The organism is Aquimarina latercula DSM 2041, assembly GCF_000430645.1.
GTDB lineage: Bacteria > Bacteroidota > Bacteroidia > Flavobacteriales > Flavobacteriaceae > Aquimarina > Aquimarina latercula.
In genome coordinates, this window is the sequence record NZ_AUMK01000003.1 from 678,074 (window position 1) to 697,175 (window position 19,102).

Genomic DNA, 19,102 nt, shown 5'->3' on the forward strand with positions numbered 1-19,102 from the left:
ATTTGTGTAATTCTGTATTACTTATATAAACCTTTGCAAATACGGTAATACTAAATTTGGATGCTATCCTTTTTTATTCGTAATTTGAGATAAAGAATATCACACAAATGAGCAAACCAACCTCTCCTTTTACCAAAGAACAGCTTCTACCTCAAGAAGAAATGATTGAAGTCGCTCGAAAAAAAGGAAAACTTTTTATAGGTATACCTAAAGAAACTAGTTATCAGGAGAAGCGAGTATGTTTAACTCCCGATGCCGTTGCTGCGTTAACAGCTCATGGTCATCGAGTATTATTGGAAACTAATGCTGGTTTAGGAGCAAGCTTTACTGATCGTGAATACAGTGAAGCAGGTGCAGAGATCACAAATGATACTAAAAAAGTTTTTGGTTGCCCTATTATTCTCAAAGTGGAACCACCATCAATAGAAGAATTAGCGCATATCAACCCACAAACAGTTTTAATTTCTGCGTTACAATTAAAAACGCAATCCAAGATATATTTCCAAGAATTGGCAAAAAAGAGGATTACTGCTTTGGGATTCGAATTTATTAGAGATGCGGATGGAGCTTATCCAGCCGTGCGAGCATTAAGTGAAATTGCAGGTACTGCTGGAGTTTTAATAGCCTCAGAATTAATGAGTAGCGCAACACAAGGCTCTGGTTTAATGATGGGTAATATCAGTGGCGTACCACCGGTAGAAGTGGTTATTATTGGCGCAGGCACAGTAGGTGAATTTGCTGCACGTTCTGCCATAGGATTAGGAGCTAATGTGAAAGTTTTTGACAACTCAATTACTAAACTTAGATGCATCCAAACTAACATAGGACGACCATTATACACCTCAACAATACAACCTAAAAATCTATTAAAAGCCCTGAGACGCTGTGATGTAGTTATTGGAGCTGTTAGAGGAAAAAACAGATCACCAATTATTGTATCAGAAACTATGGTAGAGCGTATGAAAAATGGTGCTGTAATCATAGATGTTAGTATTGATATGGGTGGTTGTTTTGAAACTAGTGAAGTAACATCTCATGATCATCCGACTTTTGAGAAACATGGTGTAGTGCACTATTGTGTTCCTAATATTCCATCGCGTTACGCAAAAACTTCATCTTTATCTATTAGTAACATCTTTACTCCTTACCTATTACAAATTGGAGATGAAGGTGGCATAGAGAATGCAGTTCGTTTTGATCGAGGCCTAAAGAGTGGATTATATTTTTATCATGGAATTCTAACCAGTAAATCCATAGCTGATTGGTTCGATCTTTCTTATCGTGATATCAATTTATTAATACTTTAATTTTAAATAATTAGAAAACTTTACTTGAGATTCTTTGCTATATAGAAAGTTTATAAATGCAAAACTTTCCTTACTTTTGAGCATTGATTTTAGAACACCTATGAAACTAGCGCATCGACTGGGATTTTACTTTTTTGGATTTATTATAGGATTATTTTTACTTCTATTTTTCTTAGGAGGAAAAAATGCATCTTGCGATTACTCTCCAAATGCTCGAGTATTAAAAAATATTAGAATTAAAGAGCGTGTATTTTCCAAAAATATTTTAAGTTCTATGCAAATCCATAACATAGACACTGCAGACATATCATCTATATTAACTACTGGAAATGTGGATTTTGGAAAAAGCAACACTAAATTAGATTCATGTAACACCTATTTTATAAAAGGACTGGTTAAAGAAAAAAATATTGGATTACATATAACAAATTGTGATTCTATTGCTAGAATGAATGCTTTAGAGATTTTAAAATAATTAGAGTTTCTTACTCTTCATCCAAAAACCAAAATCTTCTTTACCAATGCTAAATTTATTGCCTTAAGCTTAAGTGTTGTTCTTTCCATTATTGGGGTTTTTCTAGAACAAAAAACTAGAGAAAAAAGAAAATCTAAATCCTAATAAACCTTCTCTATCGCTCTCTTGGGTTAGTATCTCTAAACCTTTCTAGTAATTTCTTAAATTTTTCAAGTTTTATTGGTTTATAAACCACTTTGGTACTTAATGGATATTTTTCTAACAACCGAGTAGGCCTAGATGGTCTTTTAGTAAAACCTCCTCCACAATTTGGACAAACATTAAACAAAACAGTATCCACACAATCTTTACAAAAAGTACATTCAAAAGTACAGATCATTGCCTCTTTACTATCATTAGGTAATAATACATTACAATTTTCGCAAGTGGGTCTAATTTCTAACATACTAATTAGATTTGATTTTATATTAACTATTGACATTCACATATTGTAATACTGCATCAGGGGTTTTAATTTCAGGTATTAAATCGGGATCCGAAATAGGCTCATATGCAACTTGTTTTATAGGTACAACTCCAGCCCAAATTGGTAAATTATGATCTTCTTTTTCATCCAAGACGCCTTCTGCCCTTACCTTAGCTGAGGCAGTATCTATTTTAATAGCCATTACTAATGTAGCATTAAATTCTTTAGTATTCGGTTTTCTTATATTATTCCAGTGTCCCGGAACCATATGATTTAAAATACATTCTAAAGCACTCATCTTCTCTTTAGTATTTTCTACTTTACGTACATTTCCAAAAACAGTCACTGATCGATAATTCGCAGAATGATGAAAAGCAGATCTTGCCAAAACCAAACCATCAAGATGAGTTACTGAAATACTTGCTTTACCTTCTTCCAACAAATTAACGATCATTCTATTTTTTAACGAACCATGGATATAGATTGTGTCTCCTTCTCTACCATACGCTGTAGGTATCACTATTGCTTGATTGTTCCAAACATATCCTACATGACATAAAAAAGTATCATCCAAAATTTTATTAATTTCTGTCTTATCGTAGGTAGCTCTTTTTGCCCCTCTAATTACTTTATTAAGAGGAGTAACTTTATATTCTGACATTACTTGTTCTTTTTTTGATTTGAATCAAAATTAGTAGTTTTATGGTGTATTAAATTAATCCAGTTTATATAATATGAGTAGTCCGGTTATATTTCCATTTAAGAGCAACATCGATTTAGATAAAAATTCAAATCGACACCTCTACTTACAATTATGTGATCAATTGATTGGATTTATCAAATCCGGAAAACTAGCTCCTTCTACAAAGCTACCTGGATCACGTAAATTATCGGAAGATTTAAAAATACATCGCAAAACTGTAATCGCAGCCTATGATGAACTAATATCACAAGGCTGGATAGAAAGTATTCCGGCAAAAGGGACGTTTGTTAATCACAATTTACCAATTATAAACCCGAAAAAACTTGCTAATTCTAATAAACCTGTCTCATCGAAAAACATATCGGGGTTTGATTTTAAAAAACGTAAAAACTTATTTATAAAAGGAATAGAAACCATACAAGCTTCTCTTAAAGTAGATGAAGGAGTTCCTGATCACCGATTGGCGCCTATAGAAGATATTGCAAGAAACTATAGAAACATTACAAATAAAAAACATTACCAAGAATTATTAACCTATGGTGATACACATGGTAATTTCGATCTACGCAAAGCACTAGTATCATATCTAAATAAAACGAGAGGGTTAAAAATAACTACGGATAACATTCTCATAACAAGAGGAAGTCAAATGGGAATTTACCTTGCAAGTGAATTACTGCTCGATGATCAGAAAATTATTGTCACAGGGAACACCAATTATATGACAGCCGATAATACATTTATAGAAGCTAATGGTATTATCAAGCAAGTTTCTGTAGATCAACATGGTATTAATACTATGGAAATTGAAAAAATATGTAAAAAAAACAAGATTAGTGCTGTTTATGTTACATCTCATCACCACCATCCTACAACTGTAACTTTATCTGCAGAAAGACGTATGCATTTACTTAATCTAGCACAAGAGAATAATTTTGCAATTATAGAGGATGATTATGACTATGATTTTCATTATCGCAATGCACCTATTCTACCATTGGCGAGTAATGATACCAAAGGGAATGTGATTTATATTGGAGGGTTTACAAAAATTATTGCTCCTGCTTTACGAATTGGTTATTTTATTGCTGCTAAAGATGTTATAGATGAGGCAGCAAGATTAAGGCGTATTATCGATAGACAAGGCGACACTTTATTAGAACAAACATTAGCAAGAATGATCATCAATGGAGATGTCCAAAGACATAGTAATAAAGTTCGAAAGATTTATAAAGAACGAAGAGACCTATTCTGCAGTTTATTAAGAGAGAAGCTTGTTGATTTTTTTGATTTTGAAACTCCAAATGGAGGAATGGCAGTTTGGGTTCGATTAAAACAACCTTATAATTGGGATGTAGTAATGGCAGAAACTTTAAAATTAAATGTAGCTTTTAATCCAGAATGGAGGCGTTATGACAACAACAACCTAGGACATAATGGAATACGAATAGGGTTTGCAGCTTTAAACAAAGAAGAAATTATTACTGTTATAAATACATTAGAAACCGTTATGAAATCTATTCGATAATTAGATCAAACTTCTTTAACAACCCTTTCATATTATCTTTAGAAAACGTAGCTTTCTTTAACTTATTCTTTGTAGGATCTATATCAAAATTAATTGCTGTTCTAAAATCCACTTTTTCTGCATTTGTTTGATCAAAAATAGCAGTAGATAAATCACAATCATTAAAGACAGAACCAGTAATTGTAGCTTCTGTAAAATCAACACCTATCAGTTTAGATTTAGTAAATAGGATACTCTTTAGTTCAAAACCATAAAAAGAAGCATAATCTAACACACAAGCTTTAAACTCTACCGAAAACATAAATGCATTACAACTACTGAAATTTGCTCCTAAAAGTTTACAATTTTCAAAAACACACGCATCTCTAAAAGAAGCCTGTTTCATCATAACTTTGGTAAAATTACAATCTATAAATGTACACTCTAAAAATAGTACAACGGATAAATTTGCCTCTGTAAAATCGCAATTAACAAATGAACAATTATCATATTCTGCGCCTGGTATTTTTTGATTAGAAAAATCGTGATTAGTAAATGTTTGATCTAGTATTATGTTATTCATATATGTGATTGTTAGAAGCTATTTTAATCAATAATTCTAAGTACAATTTATATAACAAATTTGTCTAGTATCGTTACTAACTATTTATTTTCCAGGGAGGGTTTTTCCTATTATCACCAGCAAAATATAAAATAATATTATTCCCATCGGGATCTTTAAGTCTTGCTTCTCTCCATAACCAACTTTGATCTGTTGGTAATAGATCGAACTCTATTCCTATAGATCTTAGCGTATCCACCTCTTTATCTAGTTGTTCCGTTTCAAAATAAACGTAAACACCTTCTCCCTCTGGCAATTTTTCAACTTCATGAATAGAAAAAGTAGCTTCTCCTTCTTTACACTCGAATCTAGCATAATGTGGTAATGCTTTTACAATTAGCACTAAACCTAATTTCTCATAAAAAGAAATAGATTTTTCCACATTTTTAGATGGAACAGTAACTTGATTCAGATTCATAGTTATTATAACTTTCTTCTTTTTCTTTCCTTAGATAACAAATCTAACTCTCTAGTTGTTTGACCAGCAACCGAAGTATTTTCTTCTGCTCTTCTTATAAGATAAGGCATAACATCCTTTACAGGACCGAACGGTAAATATTTAGCAACATTATACCCTTCTGAAGCCAAATTAAAACTAATATGATCACTCATACCATACAACTGTCCTAACCAAACTCTAGGATCATTTTTTACTATTTTTTGTTTTCTCATCAATTCAATAGCCTGATAACAACTTATTTCATTGTGAGTACCTATGAACACAGAAATATCATTTAAGTTTTCCAATATATATTCTAAAGTAGTATTAAAATTAAGGTCTGTAGCCTCTTTACTTTCGCATATTGGAGTTGGGTATCCTTTTTCTGAAGCGCGATCATTTTCTTTTTCCATATAAGCTCCACGAACAATCTTCATTCCGATCTTAAATCCGTATACATTCGCCTCTTCATGCAACCTTTTTAAATAAGCCAATCGATCATGTCTATACAACTGCAATGTATTATATACTATCGCCTTTTCTTTATTGTATTTACGCATCATTTTGGCCACTAATTCATCCGCAGCATCTTGCATCCAACTTTCTTCTCCATCAATTAACAACGGAACATCACATTCATATGCTTTTTTGCATACCTGATCAAAACGTTCTTCTATCCTTTTCCATTCTTGTTCTTCTTCTTTAGTTAATGGAGTACCTTCTGTTTTCTTTTGCCATACTAGAAATCTACCAAAACCAGTAGGTTTAAACACCGCAAAAGGAATTGCTTCTTTTTGATCTACAAAATCAAGAATTTTTAATATCTTCTTAAGCACATGATCAAACTGCTCTTCTTCTTCTTTACCTTCAACAGAATAATCTAACACGGAAGAAACTCTTCCTTTGGCATACATTTTTTCAACAACTGGCAAACAATCTTCTTCATCCACTCCACCACAAAAATGATCAAAAACCGTTGCTCTAATTAATCCTTTAACGGGTAAATGGGCTTTCAACGCAAAATTGGTTACCGCAGTACCAATACGAACAAGAGGTTCATTAGCAATCATTTTAAAAAGAAAATATGCTCTTTCCAGTTCCGAATCACTTTTTAAAGCAAAAGCAGTTTCGGTATTATCAAACAAAGTATGTTCCTTCATTAAGTCTAAATTTTAAATATTCTTAACAATCAACCTAAATTCATTAAAATAACCATAGTATTATTAACTACTAGCTATTTGTTTTAAGATATCTGCAAATATAGAACTTGGAAGTTTATTTTATTACAAATTCTACTTAATTTCACAGCCTGTTAAAACACCTTTTATGAAGCCCATAGTTTCTAAAGATTCTATCGTATATTTTAACGATGAATGCTACACTGCTCTTAATGCTTATTTAGAAAAAGCAAACCATTCTAAAATTTTCATTCTTGTTGATAGTAATACCTATCAAAACTGTTATGCTCATTTTATGAGTAAGATTGAAAAAGAATATGAAGTAGAAGTTTTAGAAATTGAACCAGGAGAAATCAACAAAAACATCGATACATGTACTAGCATATGGAATGTACTTGCAGAATATGGAGCTGACAGAAAAAGTTTATTAATTAATTTAGGTGGTGGTGTAGTTACCGATCTTGGAGGATTTATCGCTTGCACCTATAAACGAGGTATTAGCTATATTAATGTACCTACTTCTTTATTAGCCATGGTGGACGCCTCTGTTGGAGGAAAAACAGGTGTGGATCTTGGGAATCTTAAAAATATGGTGGGAGTCATTAGCGAATCCGAAATGGTTCTTGTGGATACTGAATTTTTAGGAACTCTGCCTGTTAATCAAATGTGTAGCGGTTTTGCAGAAATGCTAAAACACGGATTAATACAAGACAGAGCATATTGGGATAAAATGAGCGACCTCTCTAAGTTAACCACAGATGATTTAGATCAATTAATCTACGACTCTGTAATTATCAAAAATAAGATTGTTTTTGAAGACCCTACTGAACAGAATATCAGAAAATATTTGAATTTTGGTCATACACTTGGTCATGCGATCGAATCTTTTTATTTAACACATCCAGAAAAACCTGAATTATTACATGGAGAAGCGATCGCCATTGGTATGATTTTGGAAGGTTTTATATCCGCAGCACTGCTATCTGTTACAGAATTAGAACTTATACAAATTACTCAAGTGATCCTAGCTACATTCCCCAAAGTTGATATTGACCCCAAAGATTATCCAACTATTATGGAACTACTGGTTCATGACAAAAAGAATGAAAAAGGGAATATTTATTTTGTTTTATTAAATACAATTGGTGACGCAAAATATAACTGTATTGTTTCTGATGATTTAATAATTGATGCTTTTGAATACTATGCTTCATTATAATTTCGGTTTGATTTAATATCTTTAAAACTGAATAAAATCTTACTATCTTGAAAAAACGTCTTTTTAAACTTTTAAAAATATTTTTCACCAGTTTATTGGTAATTGTAATATTTCTAATTGCTATTCTATATTTCTCTTTACATCAAAAAATGCCCAATGGTATCGCAGGAGAAGAAGCTGATAACTTTGCTTTACAAATGCAGAAAGCAGTAAACCACGATAAATTCATTAATACGGACTATATTCAGTGGTCTTTTAGAGACAAAAATCATTATATCTGGAATAAAAAATCTGGAAAGGTCGAAGTAAAATGGGATACTTATCGAGCAAACCTTGATCTACAAAATTCTGAAAATAGTTCTATTACTGAAAATGGAAACTTGATTGATTCTCCAAAGAAAGATGAGTTATTAAACAAAGCACTAGCTTATTTTAATAATGATTCTTTTTGGGTGGTAGCACCTCACAAACTTTTTGATAATGGAGTGACTCGAAAATTAGTTGATTTAGAAAATGGCAGTAAAGGCTTATTAGTTACTTATGATTCGGGCGGCACTACACCTGGAGATTCGTATCTATGGAAAGTAGATGCAAACTATGTACCAACTACCTATCAAATGTGGGTTTCATTAATTCCTATTGGAGGTATCGAAGCTAGTTGGGAGAACTGGAAAACAACGGAAAGCGGAGCCTATTTAGCACAATATCACAAGGCATTAGGTGTTGGGATTCCAATAAGTAATTTAAGAGCTTGGAATGAGTAAACAAGTATTATTCAGTACTCTTTACTTTGTACTTGATTCCATATCTCAAAACAATAGAGACACGTAAAATTTAAACAATAAGACTAATAATATTACTGATATGATATTTAGAATTAGTCCCGCTTTTACCATTTCAGATACTTTTACAAAACCACTAGCAAATACAATAGCATTTGGTGGTGTTGCCATAGGTAACATAAATGCACAACTTGCTGCCATTGTTACAGGAATTAATAAATGAAGCATTGGTATATCTAACCCTAAAGCAATTCCAGCTACTACAGGAACAAAAATCGCTACCAAAGCTACATTACTCATTAATTCTGTCATAAAGAGCATAAAAACGATCAGTAATAGTGTAACAACCAATAAGCTCAATCCTTTATTGGCTGCAATCATATTCGCTACTAGCTCTATCAAACCCGCATGAGATAGACCACTTGCTAATGCTAATCCTCCACCAAATAAAATTAGAATCCCCCAAGGAAGTTTTTGTGTATCTTTCCAAATCAAAGTAAATTCTCCTTTACTCAATCGAAACGGTATTACAAATAGTGCAAATGCCCCCATCATACTAATACCAGTATCAGATAACCTTAGATCAGGAAAAAAGCCATTAATCGTAGTCCTGGAAATCCATAAAAAAATGACTGCAGAGAAAATAGTAAGCACTCTGCGTTCCGTACGCTTTATTTTACCTAGCTTCTTTAGTTCTTGGTTGATAACATCTTTGGATGCTGTAAAACCTGTAATCTTATTAGGATAAATCCATTTCACAATGACAAAATAGATAATACCAATCATCAATACAGAAAAAGGAAGTGCCAGTAACATCCAGTTAAGAAATGAGATCTCTATCTGATATTCATTTTCTAAAAAACCTACTAATACAGAATTTGGAGGTGTACCGATAATAGTCGCTACTCCACCAACATTGGCAGAAAAAGCAATCCCTAACATAATGCTCAGTGCAAAGTTTCTGTCATTTTTAGTAAAACCATCTTCATCATCTACCAAAAGCTGTATCACGGATAAAGCAATTGGAAGCATCACCACTGTACAAGCCGTATTACTAATCCACATACTCATAAAAGCTGTAGCAATCATAAATCCAAGAATCACACGATCAGGACTGGCTCCTGTTATTTTTATAATAGACAGTGCTATTCGCTTATGGAGATTTACTTTTTCTAAAGCCAACGCCATCACAAAACCACCAAAAAACAAAAATACTATTGGGCTACCATAACTTTGTGAAACTGTTTTAAGGTCCAAAACTCCCACTAATGGAAATAATATTAAAGGAATCAAAGCTGTAACCGATATAGAAACTGCCTCCGTTATCCACCAAACAATCATCCAAACCGCTACCGAAATTACTTTGTCGGCAATTTCTGAAACGATAACAATAGGAAGATTGATCAATAGCAAAAATAATATCGGCCCAGCTATTAATCCAATCTTTTTGATGAGTGGATATGGTGTCATTTATTTTTTGCTACTTCCAGTGAATTGTTGAGATTTATTACTAAATAACACATTAAAAGTTGTTAAACTTCCATACATACGTGTTATATATTGCTGTAGATCTACCTTATCTTGATCATCAATTACCTTAGAACTATTGATCTTTTGTTCCATGACACGGATACGATCTCGTACCATCACTATTTTATGAAAGAAGGTATCAATTGGAATTTCTTTAGAAGCTAAATTAGAATCACCTGGTTCCAAAATTAATTTTCCGCCTTTCCATTTATCAGCGATTGGAACTATTTCTGAGATATCGCTATAACGTTTTAACAACTCTCTAAATGTTTTTTCTACTTCATAGAAACTAATAGTATCAACTTCATCCTCTACTCCATCGATTATTTCAAAATCTTCATCAACATCAATAGTTTCTAATCCATTTTCTATAAAAGTTACCCAATACATTTTTGCAGTAACATTAGTAACTACACCCAATCCATAGGTTGGATGCTTTATTCTAGAGCCAATTCCTAATATCATTAATCTATGTTTTTAAGCTAAAATAAAAAAGTATGACGGTTTTATACACTGATTTATAAAAAATTATAACAGCTATTTAACAATTGTAAAAGCCAGCCTCATTTTACTAACACATTACAAATAACTACATTTGCAATCTTGGTTAAAAATTTATGGCAGTTTCAGAGGAAAATATTGAAGTTTTAGGTGCAAGAGTTCATAATCTAAAAAATATTGATGTAACCATACCCCGTGAAAAACTTGTTGTTATAACAGGGTTATCCGGATCAGGTAAGTCATCATTGGCTTTTGATACAATATATGCTGAAGGACAACGCAGGTATATTGAAACTTTTTCTGCATATGCCAGACAATTTTTAGGGAGTTTAGAACGACCTGATGTGGATAAAATTGATGGCCTCTCTCCTGTTATTGCTATTGAACAAAAAACCACTAGTAAGAGTCCGAGAAGTACAGTAGGAACAATTACAGAAATTTATGATTTCCTAAGACTATTGTTTGCACGTGGAAGTGATGCCTATAGCTATAATACCGGCGAGAAAATGGTAAGCTATAGTGATGAGCAAATCAAAGATCTTATTCTTAAGGACTTTAATGGAAAGAGAATAAACATTCTCGCTCCTATTATACGATCTCGAAAAGGACATTACCGAGAACTTTTTGAGCAAATAGCCAAACAAGGTTTTGTTAAGGTTAGAACAGATGGTGAGATAAAAGATATCACCAAAGGCATGAAATTAGATCGATACAAAAATCACGATATTGAAATTGTTATTGATCGTCTTGCAGTTAGTGATGATAAAGACAACTCTAAACGATTGATGGAAACCATTAATACTGCTATGTATCATGGTGATGATGTCTTAATGGTAATTGAACAAGAATCCCAAGAGGCACGTTTCTTTAGCAGAAATTTAATGTGTCCTTCTAGTGGAATCTCCTATCCTAATCCTGAACCAAATAACTTTTCATTTAACTCTCCAAAAGGAGCATGTCCTAAATGTAACGGTATTGGAAATCTGTACGAGGTAAACGTAAAAAAAATTATCCCTGATGATTCTAAATCAATTAAAAATGGAGGTTTAGTTCCACAAGGACCTCAGAAAAATAACTGGATATTTAAACAACTAGAATTAATTGCACAGCGTTTTGACTTCAAATTAAGTGACCCGATAAAAAATATTCCAGCAGAGGCCATGGAAATTATTCTTTATGGAGGAAAAGAAAAATTCACTGTAGATAGTAAAACACTTGGTGTTAAAAGAGAATACAAGATTGATTTTGAAGGAATTGCTACATTTATAGACAATACTTACACTAATAATGATTCGACCTCTTTACGCAGATGGGCAAAAGATTTTATGGATAATATCCAATGTCCAGAATGTAATGGTTCTAGATTAAGAAAAGAATCTTTATACTTTAAGGTTGGTGAGAAAAATATTGCTGATTTGGCTAATATGGATATAAGTGAATTGGCTGATTGGTTTAAAAAATTACCAGAACGACTAAGTGAGAAGCAGAAACAAATTTCTGGCGAAATTTTAAAAGAAATCAATGCTAGAATACAATTTTTAATTGATGTCGGATTAACCTATCTATCCTTAAATAGAAGTAGTAAATCACTTTCTGGTGGAGAAGCACAACGCATTAGGTTAGCAACACAAATAGGGTCTCAATTAGTTGGAGTGTTATACATTTTAGATGAACCAAGTATTGGACTGCATCAGCGCGACAATGAGAAATTAATTAACTCCTTGGTTCAACTACGAGATATTGGTAATTCGGTTATTGTTGTAGAACATGATAAAGATATGATTGAGCGTGCCGATCATGTAATTGATATTGGACCTAGAGCAGGAAAACACGGAGGAGAAATTATTAGTGAAGGTACTCCAGAAAATCTCCTAAATCACAAAACTCTTACCGCTGATTATTTAAGTGGTAAAAAAGAAATTAAAGTTCCTGAAAAAAGAAGAAAAGGAAACGGTAAGAAAATTTCTTTAACTGGAGCAACTGGTAATAATCTAAAAAATGTCTCTATAGATATTCCTTTAGGAAAGATGGTTGCTGTCACAGGAGTTTCTGGCAGTGGTAAGTCTACACTTATCAATGAAACGTTATACCCTATTCTTAATGCATATTATTTTAATGGGGTTAAGAAACCAATGCCTTATAAAAAGATAAAAGGATTAGAAAATGCAGATAAAGTAATTGATATCAATCAATCTCCAATTGGTCGAACACCAAGATCTAATCCCGCTACGTATACTGGAGTGTTTTCGGAGATTAGAAATTTATTCTCTAAAACACCTGAAGCAATGATACGAGGATATAAACCTGGGCGTTTTAGCTTTAATGTAGCTGGAGGTCGATGCGAAACTTGTAAAGGTGGAGGTTTACGAGTTATAGAAATGAATTTCTTACCAGATGTATATGTCGAATGTGAAACCTGTCAAGGTAAAAGATTTAATAGAGAAACGCTTGAAATACGATATAAGGGAAAATCCATCTCAGATGTGTTGGAAATGACAATCAATGAAGCTTGTGAGTTTTTTGAACATATTCCGAAAATTTTCCGAAAGCTTAAAACTATTAGAAGTGTAGGTTTAGGATACATTACTCTTGGGCAGCAATCTACTACGTTATCTGGTGGAGAAGCACAGCGAATAAAATTAGCCACGGAATTATCGAAAAGAGATACGGGAAATACTTTTTATATATTAGACGAACCAACAACAGGACTTCATTTTGAAGACATTAGAGTACTAATGGACGTATTAAATGAATTAGTTGACAAAGGAAATACCGTATTAATTATTGAACACAACCTTGATGTAGTTAAAATGGCTGATTACATTATAGACATAGGATATGAAGGTGGAAAAAATGGTGGCGAGGTAGTCGCAAAAGGTACTCCTGAACAAATTATTAAAAACAAGAAGAGTTATACTGCAAAGTACTTAGAAAAAGAATTGCAATAAATAATTTCTTAAATTTTGAAAATAAATAAACAAATAACAACAACTTGTTAAACAAATATCAGTTATTAACTGAGATAATAAAATAAATTTTATGAGAAAAGAACAACATCACAAGGGGTGGAACGAAATAAAAACAAATGATTCTTGGGCTATTTTTAAGATCATGGGAGAATTCGTAAATGGATTTGAAAAAATGAGTAAAATAGGACCTTGTGTATCTATATTTGGGTCAGCCAGAACTAAAACTGATGACAAATATTATCAGCTAGCTGTTGATGTAGCTCATAAAATAGTAGATCATGGATATGGAGTTATTACTGGTGGTGGACCAGGTATTATGGAAGCTGGTAATAAAGGTGCCCATTTAGGAGGAGGAACCTCTGTAGGTTTAAATATTGACTTACCTTTTGAACAACACGATAATCCATATATTGATAGTGATAAAAGCTTAGATTTTGATTATTTCTTTGTTAGAAAAGTAATGTTTGTTAAATACTCTCAGGGGTTTGTGGTTATGCCTGGAGGGTTTGGAACGTTAGATGAGCTATTTGAAGCAATTACATTGATACAAACAAAAAAAATAGCAACATTTCCTATTATTTTAGTAAGTACTGAGTTTTGGGGAGGACTAATGGATTGGGTAAAGAGTACTCTTTTAGATAAATTTGGAAATATTAGCCCTGGAGATATGGATTTAATTCATATTGTAGATACTCCAGAAGAAGTATTACAAATTCTAGATAAATTCTATGGAAAATACAATTTAAGTCCTAATTTCTAAAAATATCTCTTTTCACACAAACTCAACAAACTCAATAATGAAAGGAATATTCATACCCCTTATGGTTTTTTTTGGTGTTCAAATTTCTTTTGGACAAGCCACAATTAAAACTATGTTCTATAATGTTCTTAACTATCCTGAAGCCCCTCCGGAGAATAGAGAAGAAATACTGGAAATTATAATAGATAGTTATGAGCCTGATATTTTCATGATTTGCGAATTAGAAACAGAAATTGGAGGTGAAGAAATATTGAATGAATCATTAAATGATGACAATAACAACTATTCCAGTGCTCCTTTTTTAAGTAATTTTTCTAATTCTGATGTAGAATTACATCAATTATTATATTATAATAACCAAAAGTTTACCTTAATAGATAGCCAAAGACTAACAACTACAATAAGAGATATTAACTGGTATACTTTAGAATTAATATCAGATAATCAAGTCACAAATCCTATTAGAATTGAAGTTTTCGTATCACACTTAAAAGCAAGCAGAGGTACGGAAAATGAGGTTAAGCGTTTAAATATGGTTAATAAATTTATTGATAATTACGAGAATCTAGATGAAGATGCATATGTCATTTTTGCCGGTGATCTAAACGTATATTCTTCGGATGAACCCGCTTATCAAGAGTTACTAAATAGTAACAATAAAATTACCATGGCTGACCCTATAAACAAGCCAGGAAACTGGACTAGTAATGAGACTTTTACCACAATACATACCCAAAGCACCCGTCTTAGTAGTGAAGACTTTGATAATTTTGGAAGCGGTGGTGGATTAGACGATCGCTTTGATTTTATTTTAATATCAGAAAATATGATAAACAATACAGAATTAAGTTATGTTCCTGATAGTTATCTTGCTTATGGTAATAATGGTGATTGTTATAATCAAAGAATTGATGATACAGATTGTACGGGAATATATGATAGTTCATTGAGAGATGCATTATATACTATGAGTGATCATTTACCTGTAGTGATGGAACTACAATCAAACCAACAGTTTTTAAATACTCCGGAATTTACAGAAACAGTAAAAAACATACAATTAACCAATGGCAATATTATCCGTGATAAACTGTCTTTACAAATTGATAATACTTTAGAATCAATAGATTTTGAAATATATAATACCTTAGGACAAAAAATAAAATCGTTTTCCGCAGATAGTAATACTATTACTAATATTTCTGTTTCTGAATTAAGTCTCGGAATGTACTATCTTGTTCCTATTAATATAAATAATAATACGATCAAATTTTTAAAAGTAAATTGAAACTTATCAGAATATTCCATATAATTCTTACTATATTTTTATTTCAAGCCAATAATTATGCGCAACATAATATTGTTATTGACGGAGTTCTCGATACTGAAAATAAGGTAATATCAATACAACAAGAGATTACATTTAAGAATACTTCTAACGACACCTTGCGAGAGATTTTTTTACATGACTGGGCTAATAGCTTTTCTAGTAAAACCACTCCATTGGGAAAGCGTTTTTCTGAAGATTTTGTAAGGAAATTTTATTTTGCAAAGGACTATGAACGTGGATCTACCATCATTGAATCAATTTCAGATAAAGCAGCTAAAGAATTAACTTGGTCCTTACAAGAAAAAGCTCCGGACATTTTAAAACTTGATATAGATACCCCACTGTACCCAGGAAAAAGCTTTACCTTTAACCTAAAGTATAAAGTAAAAATTCCTAGTGAAAAATTTACTAGATATGGATACCATAAAAATGGAAATTTTAGTCTAAAACATTGGTATATCCTTCCTGCTGTTTATGACACAAAGTGGAATACATATAGTCATAAGAATTTAGACGATCTTTATGCTCCTACAATAAGCTATAAAATTAATTTTACTTTACCATCTATATATCATCTCACAAGTGAATTTGATCATACAACATTATCAGATTCAGATAGCCCTACTAAAACGATTCAACTTCTTGGAGAAAAACGAAATGAAGTCAATTTATATCTAGAGAAAGAGAATAGCTTTTATACCATCGAAACAAAGAACATTGAATTTATCAGTAATATTAGGGATAATGATTTGATGCCCGAAATGAAAAGCGTAGCTGTTGAAAAAATTCTAAAATTTCTAGAAAAACACTTAGGCCTATATCCTTTTGATAAAATTCTAGTTTCGGAAAATGATTACAAAAAAAATCCAGTTTATGGATTAAATCAATTACCAGATATTTTAAGACCATTTCCTGATGGTTTTCAGTATGAGATCAAACAACTTAAAGCTATTACAGAAAGTTATTTAGAAAAAACATTAATTATTAACCCTAGATATGACGCTTGGATAAAAGATGCGATACATATCTATATAATGATGGCATATACAGAACAGTATTATCCCGAAATGAAAATAATTGGTAACCTGAGTAAGGTTATAGGGTTACGATGGTTTCACGCTGCGGATCTAGAATTTAATGATCAATATTTTTTAGGGTACAAAAATATTATACGTAATTTTAGAGATCAACCTTTAAATACACCGCAGGATGAACTTATTAAATTTAACAAAAATATTGCCAATGCCTATAAAGCAGGAGTAGGTTTCAAATATTTGGAAGATTATCTAGAAGATGATAATATTCTTGCGGAGGCAATCCAAGAATACTATACCAATAATATATTGAAACAAACAAATTCTCAAGAATTTGAAAAAATATTAAAACGACTTGCCACAAAGGATGTTGATTGGTTTTTTGAAGATTATGTCAAGACGAATCAGAAACTTGATTTTAAAATTTCATCTGTAAAAAAGAGCAAAGACTCTCTAGAAGTTACTATAAAAAACAAAAGAGATAACAATATGCCAATATCACTGGGGGCAACCAGAGATGATGTACTAATCTCTAAAACGTGGGTTAAAGATATACAAGGCAAAAAAAAGGTTACGATTGGTAATGAGGATATCGATAAACTGGTTTTAGATTACGATCAAAATATTCCAGAATTTAATAGAAGAAACAATTACAGGAACTTAAATTGGATTTTTAATAAACCATTTCATTTTACTTTTATACAAGACGTAGAGGATCCTACAAAAAGTCAAATATTCTATACTCCAGAGTTCGAGTTTAATAATGTATATGATGGATTTACCATTGGTGCTAAATTTTTTAATAAAAATATTATTAGAAAAAACTTTGATTACAGAATTAAACCTAGTTATGGATTTGCCTCCAATAAATTATTAGGTTCTGGTTTTTTTCAGGTAAGGCAACAAATTGCAGATCACGATCTTTTTCTAATACGATATTCTTTTAGCGGCAGCAGTTCTAGTTATGCACCTGGATTATTAGTTAGACGCTTTTCTCCAACCGTACGTTTTTCTTGGAGACCAGAAGATTTACGATCAAATAAAAGTCAGACATTAAGCATAAGAAGTGTAAACGTTTTTAGACAACGTGATGAGATAAACCCAGTTAACACACCGGATTACAGTGTTTTTAATGTCCGATATAGATATTCTAACTTCAATCTAATCAACACCTCTTCTTTCAATTTTGATTACCAATTAAACAAAAATTTTAGTAAATTCTCTACTACTATAAATTATAGAAAACTATTTCTTAATAACCGACAACTTAATCTTCGTCTTTTTGCTGGAGCGTTTATATTTAATGATACCAGTAGAGATGGTGATTTTTTTAGCTTCGCCTTAGATCGCCCTACAGATTATCTTTTTGATTTTAATTACTTAGGTCGTAGTGAAGATAGTGGTTTAGTAAGTCAACAAATTATTATCGCCGAAGGAGGTTTTAAATCTCAACTAGATTTCCCATTTGCTAATCAATGGATTACAACACTTAATGCTAATACCAATATCTGGAATTGGGTATATGCTTATGCCGATGGAGGTATCGTTAAAAATAGAGGAGTCTCACCAAAATTTGTATACGACGCAGGAATACGATTAAGTCTTGTAGCTGATTATTTTGAGCTTTTCTTTCCTATAGCTTCTAATAATGGTTTTGAAATAAACCAACCTAATTATGACGAGAAAATTAGGTTTATTGTTACGTTAAGTCCTCAAACTCTTATTGGGCTTTTTACCAGAAGATGGTATTAATTTAGCCTACAAACATTTCTATAAATAACGTTCGTTTGAATCAATAGTTTTTTCTGGTGTAGTTTCTAGCAAGAATTTCATGAAAATATACAAGCTTAAAACATGTGCTATATTGATAAGAACTGTAAAAATTCGATTAAAGTAAAATAGTTCATTTATAGGTAATAAAGAAATTATGAATATACATAAACAAGAAACTATAATCAACTTCAAACCACCTCTATATGTGTCTTGCATATAGATAAGATAGGCAACCAATATATACACTGTAGAACTAACCAAACAAAAAACTACTTCTGGTACGACCTCCCTAACCATATCTATTAGTAATTGAGAAATAGAAAAAATTAAATAAGCCACTAACGCAGAACTAATTAAAATTGGAATTGACAAAAAAGTACTACGTTGAACGGTTTTAATGAATAAATATTTTCTTAAAGCTATTGTACAAAATATAAAATATAAAGATGTAAGAATACAAATACTGGAAAAGTTAGAAATGAAATCTGTATAAATAAGAACATCACA

16 protein-coding genes are annotated in these 19,102 nt (G+C 31.8%); 9 read left to right on the plus strand and 7 right to left on the minus strand.

Features of this window, described 5'->3' with window-relative positions; genetic code table 11:
- Positions 1 to 107 precede the first annotated feature (107 nt).
- Both H526_RS0103205 and H526_RS0103210 read left to right on the plus strand, forming a co-directional pair.
- Complete coding sequence (locus tag H526_RS0103205) at positions 108 to 1,307, plus strand: alanine dehydrogenase (RefSeq protein WP_027391660.1); 1,200 nt, start codon at positions 108 to 110, stop codon at positions 1,305 to 1,307.
- A 76-nt stretch (positions 1,308 to 1,383) separates the two neighbouring features.
- Positions 1,384 to 1,782: a hypothetical protein gene (locus tag H526_RS0103210; RefSeq protein ID WP_245591177.1), complete on the plus strand. Its 399-nt coding sequence runs from the start codon at positions 1,384 to 1,386 to the stop codon at positions 1,780 to 1,782.
- 154 nt (positions 1,783 to 1,936) lie between these two features.
- On the opposite strand, the gene H526_RS0103215 is transcribed toward H526_RS0103210, so the two are convergent.
- Together H526_RS0103215 and H526_RS0103220 are read right to left on the minus strand one after the other, a co-directional pair.
- Entirely contained in the window at positions 1,937 to 2,227 is a 291-nt protein-coding gene (locus H526_RS0103215) for a DUF1272 domain-containing protein (RefSeq protein ID WP_027391662.1), read from the minus strand.
- Between the two features lie 22 nt (positions 2,228 to 2,249).
- Positions 2,250 to 2,909 (minus strand): pyridoxamine 5'-phosphate oxidase family protein, encoded by a 660-nt coding sequence (locus H526_RS0103220; RefSeq protein WP_027391663.1) that lies wholly within the window; start codon positions 2,907 to 2,909, stop codon positions 2,250 to 2,252.
- A 73-nt stretch (positions 2,910 to 2,982) separates the two neighbouring features.
- On the opposite strand from H526_RS0103220, the gene pdxR reads away from it, so the two are divergent.
- Positions 2,983 to 4,479 carry a MocR-like pyridoxine biosynthesis transcription factor PdxR gene (pdxR, locus tag H526_RS0103225; RefSeq protein ID WP_027391664.1) on the plus strand — a complete coding sequence of 499 codons (1,497 nt, stop codon included), beginning with the start codon at positions 2,983 to 2,985 and terminating at the stop codon, positions 4,477 to 4,479.
- Here pdxR and H526_RS0103230 read toward each other — a convergent pair.
- The 3 genes from H526_RS0103230 to H526_RS0103240 form a co-directional block, all read right to left on the minus strand.
- Complete coding sequence (locus tag H526_RS0103230) at positions 4,469 to 5,041, minus strand: pentapeptide repeat-containing protein (protein ID WP_027391665.1); 573 nt, start codon at positions 5,039 to 5,041, stop codon at positions 4,469 to 4,471. The two genes, pdxR and H526_RS0103230, sit on opposite strands and share 11 nt — an antisense overlap.
- 76 nt (positions 5,042 to 5,117) lie before the next feature.
- Positions 5,118 to 5,498 carry a VOC family protein gene (locus tag H526_RS0103235; protein WP_027391666.1) on the minus strand — a complete coding sequence of 127 codons (381 nt, stop codon included), beginning with the start codon at positions 5,496 to 5,498 and terminating at the stop codon, positions 5,118 to 5,120.
- A 5-nt stretch (positions 5,499 to 5,503) separates the two neighbouring features.
- On the minus strand, positions 5,504 to 6,679 hold the full coding sequence (locus H526_RS0103240) for a proline dehydrogenase family protein (RefSeq protein ID WP_027391667.1): 1,176 nt from the start codon (positions 6,677 to 6,679) through the stop codon (positions 5,504 to 5,506).
- A gap of 166 nt (positions 6,680 to 6,845) precedes the next feature.
- Between H526_RS0103240 and aroB the strand changes: the two genes are divergently transcribed.
- Entirely contained in the window at positions 6,846 to 7,916 is a 1,071-nt protein-coding gene (gene aroB, locus H526_RS0103245) for a 3-dehydroquinate synthase (protein ID WP_027391668.1), read from the plus strand.
- 47 nt (positions 7,917 to 7,963) lie between these two features.
- A complete protein-coding gene (locus tag H526_RS0103250) occupies positions 7,964 to 8,680 on the plus strand; it encodes a hypothetical protein (protein WP_035084208.1) in 717 nt (238 codons plus the stop codon).
- Between the two features lie 45 nt (positions 8,681 to 8,725).
- On the opposite strand, the gene H526_RS0103255 is transcribed toward H526_RS0103250, so the two are convergent.
- A complete protein-coding gene (locus H526_RS0103255) occupies positions 8,726 to 10,168 on the minus strand; it encodes an SLC13 family permease (protein ID WP_027391670.1) in 1,443 nt (480 codons plus the stop codon).
- Positions 10,169 to 10,693: a hypothetical protein gene (locus H526_RS0103260; protein WP_027391671.1), complete on the minus strand. Its 525-nt coding sequence runs from the start codon at positions 10,691 to 10,693 to the stop codon at positions 10,169 to 10,171.
- Between the two features lie 152 nt (positions 10,694 to 10,845).
- Between H526_RS0103260 and uvrA the strand changes: the two genes are divergently transcribed.
- From uvrA to H526_RS0103280, 4 genes are all read left to right on the plus strand, one after another.
- Complete coding sequence (gene uvrA / locus H526_RS0103265; protein ID WP_027391672.1) at positions 10,846 to 13,677, plus strand: excinuclease ABC subunit UvrA; 2,832 nt, start codon at positions 10,846 to 10,848, stop codon at positions 13,675 to 13,677.
- A gap of 91 nt (positions 13,678 to 13,768) precedes the next feature.
- Complete coding sequence (locus H526_RS0103270) at positions 13,769 to 14,458, plus strand: LOG family protein (RefSeq protein WP_027391673.1); 690 nt, start codon at positions 13,769 to 13,771, stop codon at positions 14,456 to 14,458.
- A gap of 37 nt (positions 14,459 to 14,495) precedes the next feature.
- The gene (locus tag H526_RS0103275) at positions 14,496 to 15,746 is read left to right on the plus strand and encodes a hypothetical protein (protein ID WP_027391674.1); all 1,251 of its coding nucleotides are present in this window, start codon (positions 14,496 to 14,498) and stop codon (positions 15,744 to 15,746) included.
- Entirely contained in the window at positions 15,743 to 18,574 is a 2,832-nt protein-coding gene (locus H526_RS0103280; RefSeq protein WP_035084211.1) for a gluzincin family metallopeptidase, read from the plus strand. The genes H526_RS0103275 and H526_RS0103280 overlap by 4 nt, the downstream gene beginning before the upstream one ends.
- The last annotated feature ends 528 nt before the right edge of the window (positions 18,575 to 19,102 follow it).

Bases quoted from the DNA above. Each gene is read 5' to 3' on its own strand.
- H526_RS0103205 (WP_027391660.1), top strand. From the start codon at position 108: ATGAGCAAACCAACCTCTCCTTTTACCAAAGAACAGCTTCTACCTCAA.
- H526_RS0103215 (WP_027391662.1), bottom strand. From the start codon at position 2,227: ATGTTAGAAATTAGACCCACTTGCGAAAATTGTAATGTATTATTACCT.
- H526_RS0103220 (WP_027391663.1), bottom strand. From the start codon at position 2,909: ATGTCAGAATATAAAGTTACTCCTCTTAATAAAGTAATTAGAGGGGCA.
- pdxR (WP_027391664.1), top strand. From the start codon at position 2,983: ATGAGTAGTCCGGTTATATTTCCATTTAAGAGCAACATCGATTTAGAT.
- H526_RS0103230 (WP_027391665.1), bottom strand. From the start codon at position 5,041: ATGAATAACATAATACTAGATCAAACATTTACTAATCACGATTTTTCT.
- H526_RS0103235 (WP_027391666.1), bottom strand. From the start codon at position 5,498: ATGAATCTGAATCAAGTTACTGTTCCATCTAAAAATGTGGAAAAATCT.
- H526_RS0103240 (WP_027391667.1), bottom strand. From the start codon at position 6,679: ATGAAGGAACATACTTTGTTTGATAATACCGAAACTGCTTTTGCTTTA.
- aroB (WP_027391668.1), top strand. From the start codon at position 6,846: ATGAAGCCCATAGTTTCTAAAGATTCTATCGTATATTTTAACGATGAA.
- H526_RS0103255 (WP_027391670.1), bottom strand. From the start codon at position 10,168: ATGACACCATATCCACTCATCAAAAAGATTGGATTAATAGCTGGGCCG.
- H526_RS0103260 (WP_027391671.1), bottom strand. From the start codon at position 10,693: ATGATATTAGGAATTGGCTCTAGAATAAAGCATCCAACCTATGGATTG.
- uvrA (WP_027391672.1), top strand. From the start codon at position 10,846: ATGGCAGTTTCAGAGGAAAATATTGAAGTTTTAGGTGCAAGAGTTCAT.
- H526_RS0103270 (WP_027391673.1), top strand. From the start codon at position 13,769: ATGAGAAAAGAACAACATCACAAGGGGTGGAACGAAATAAAAACAAAT.
- H526_RS0103275 (WP_027391674.1), top strand. From the start codon at position 14,496: ATGAAAGGAATATTCATACCCCTTATGGTTTTTTTTGGTGTTCAAATT.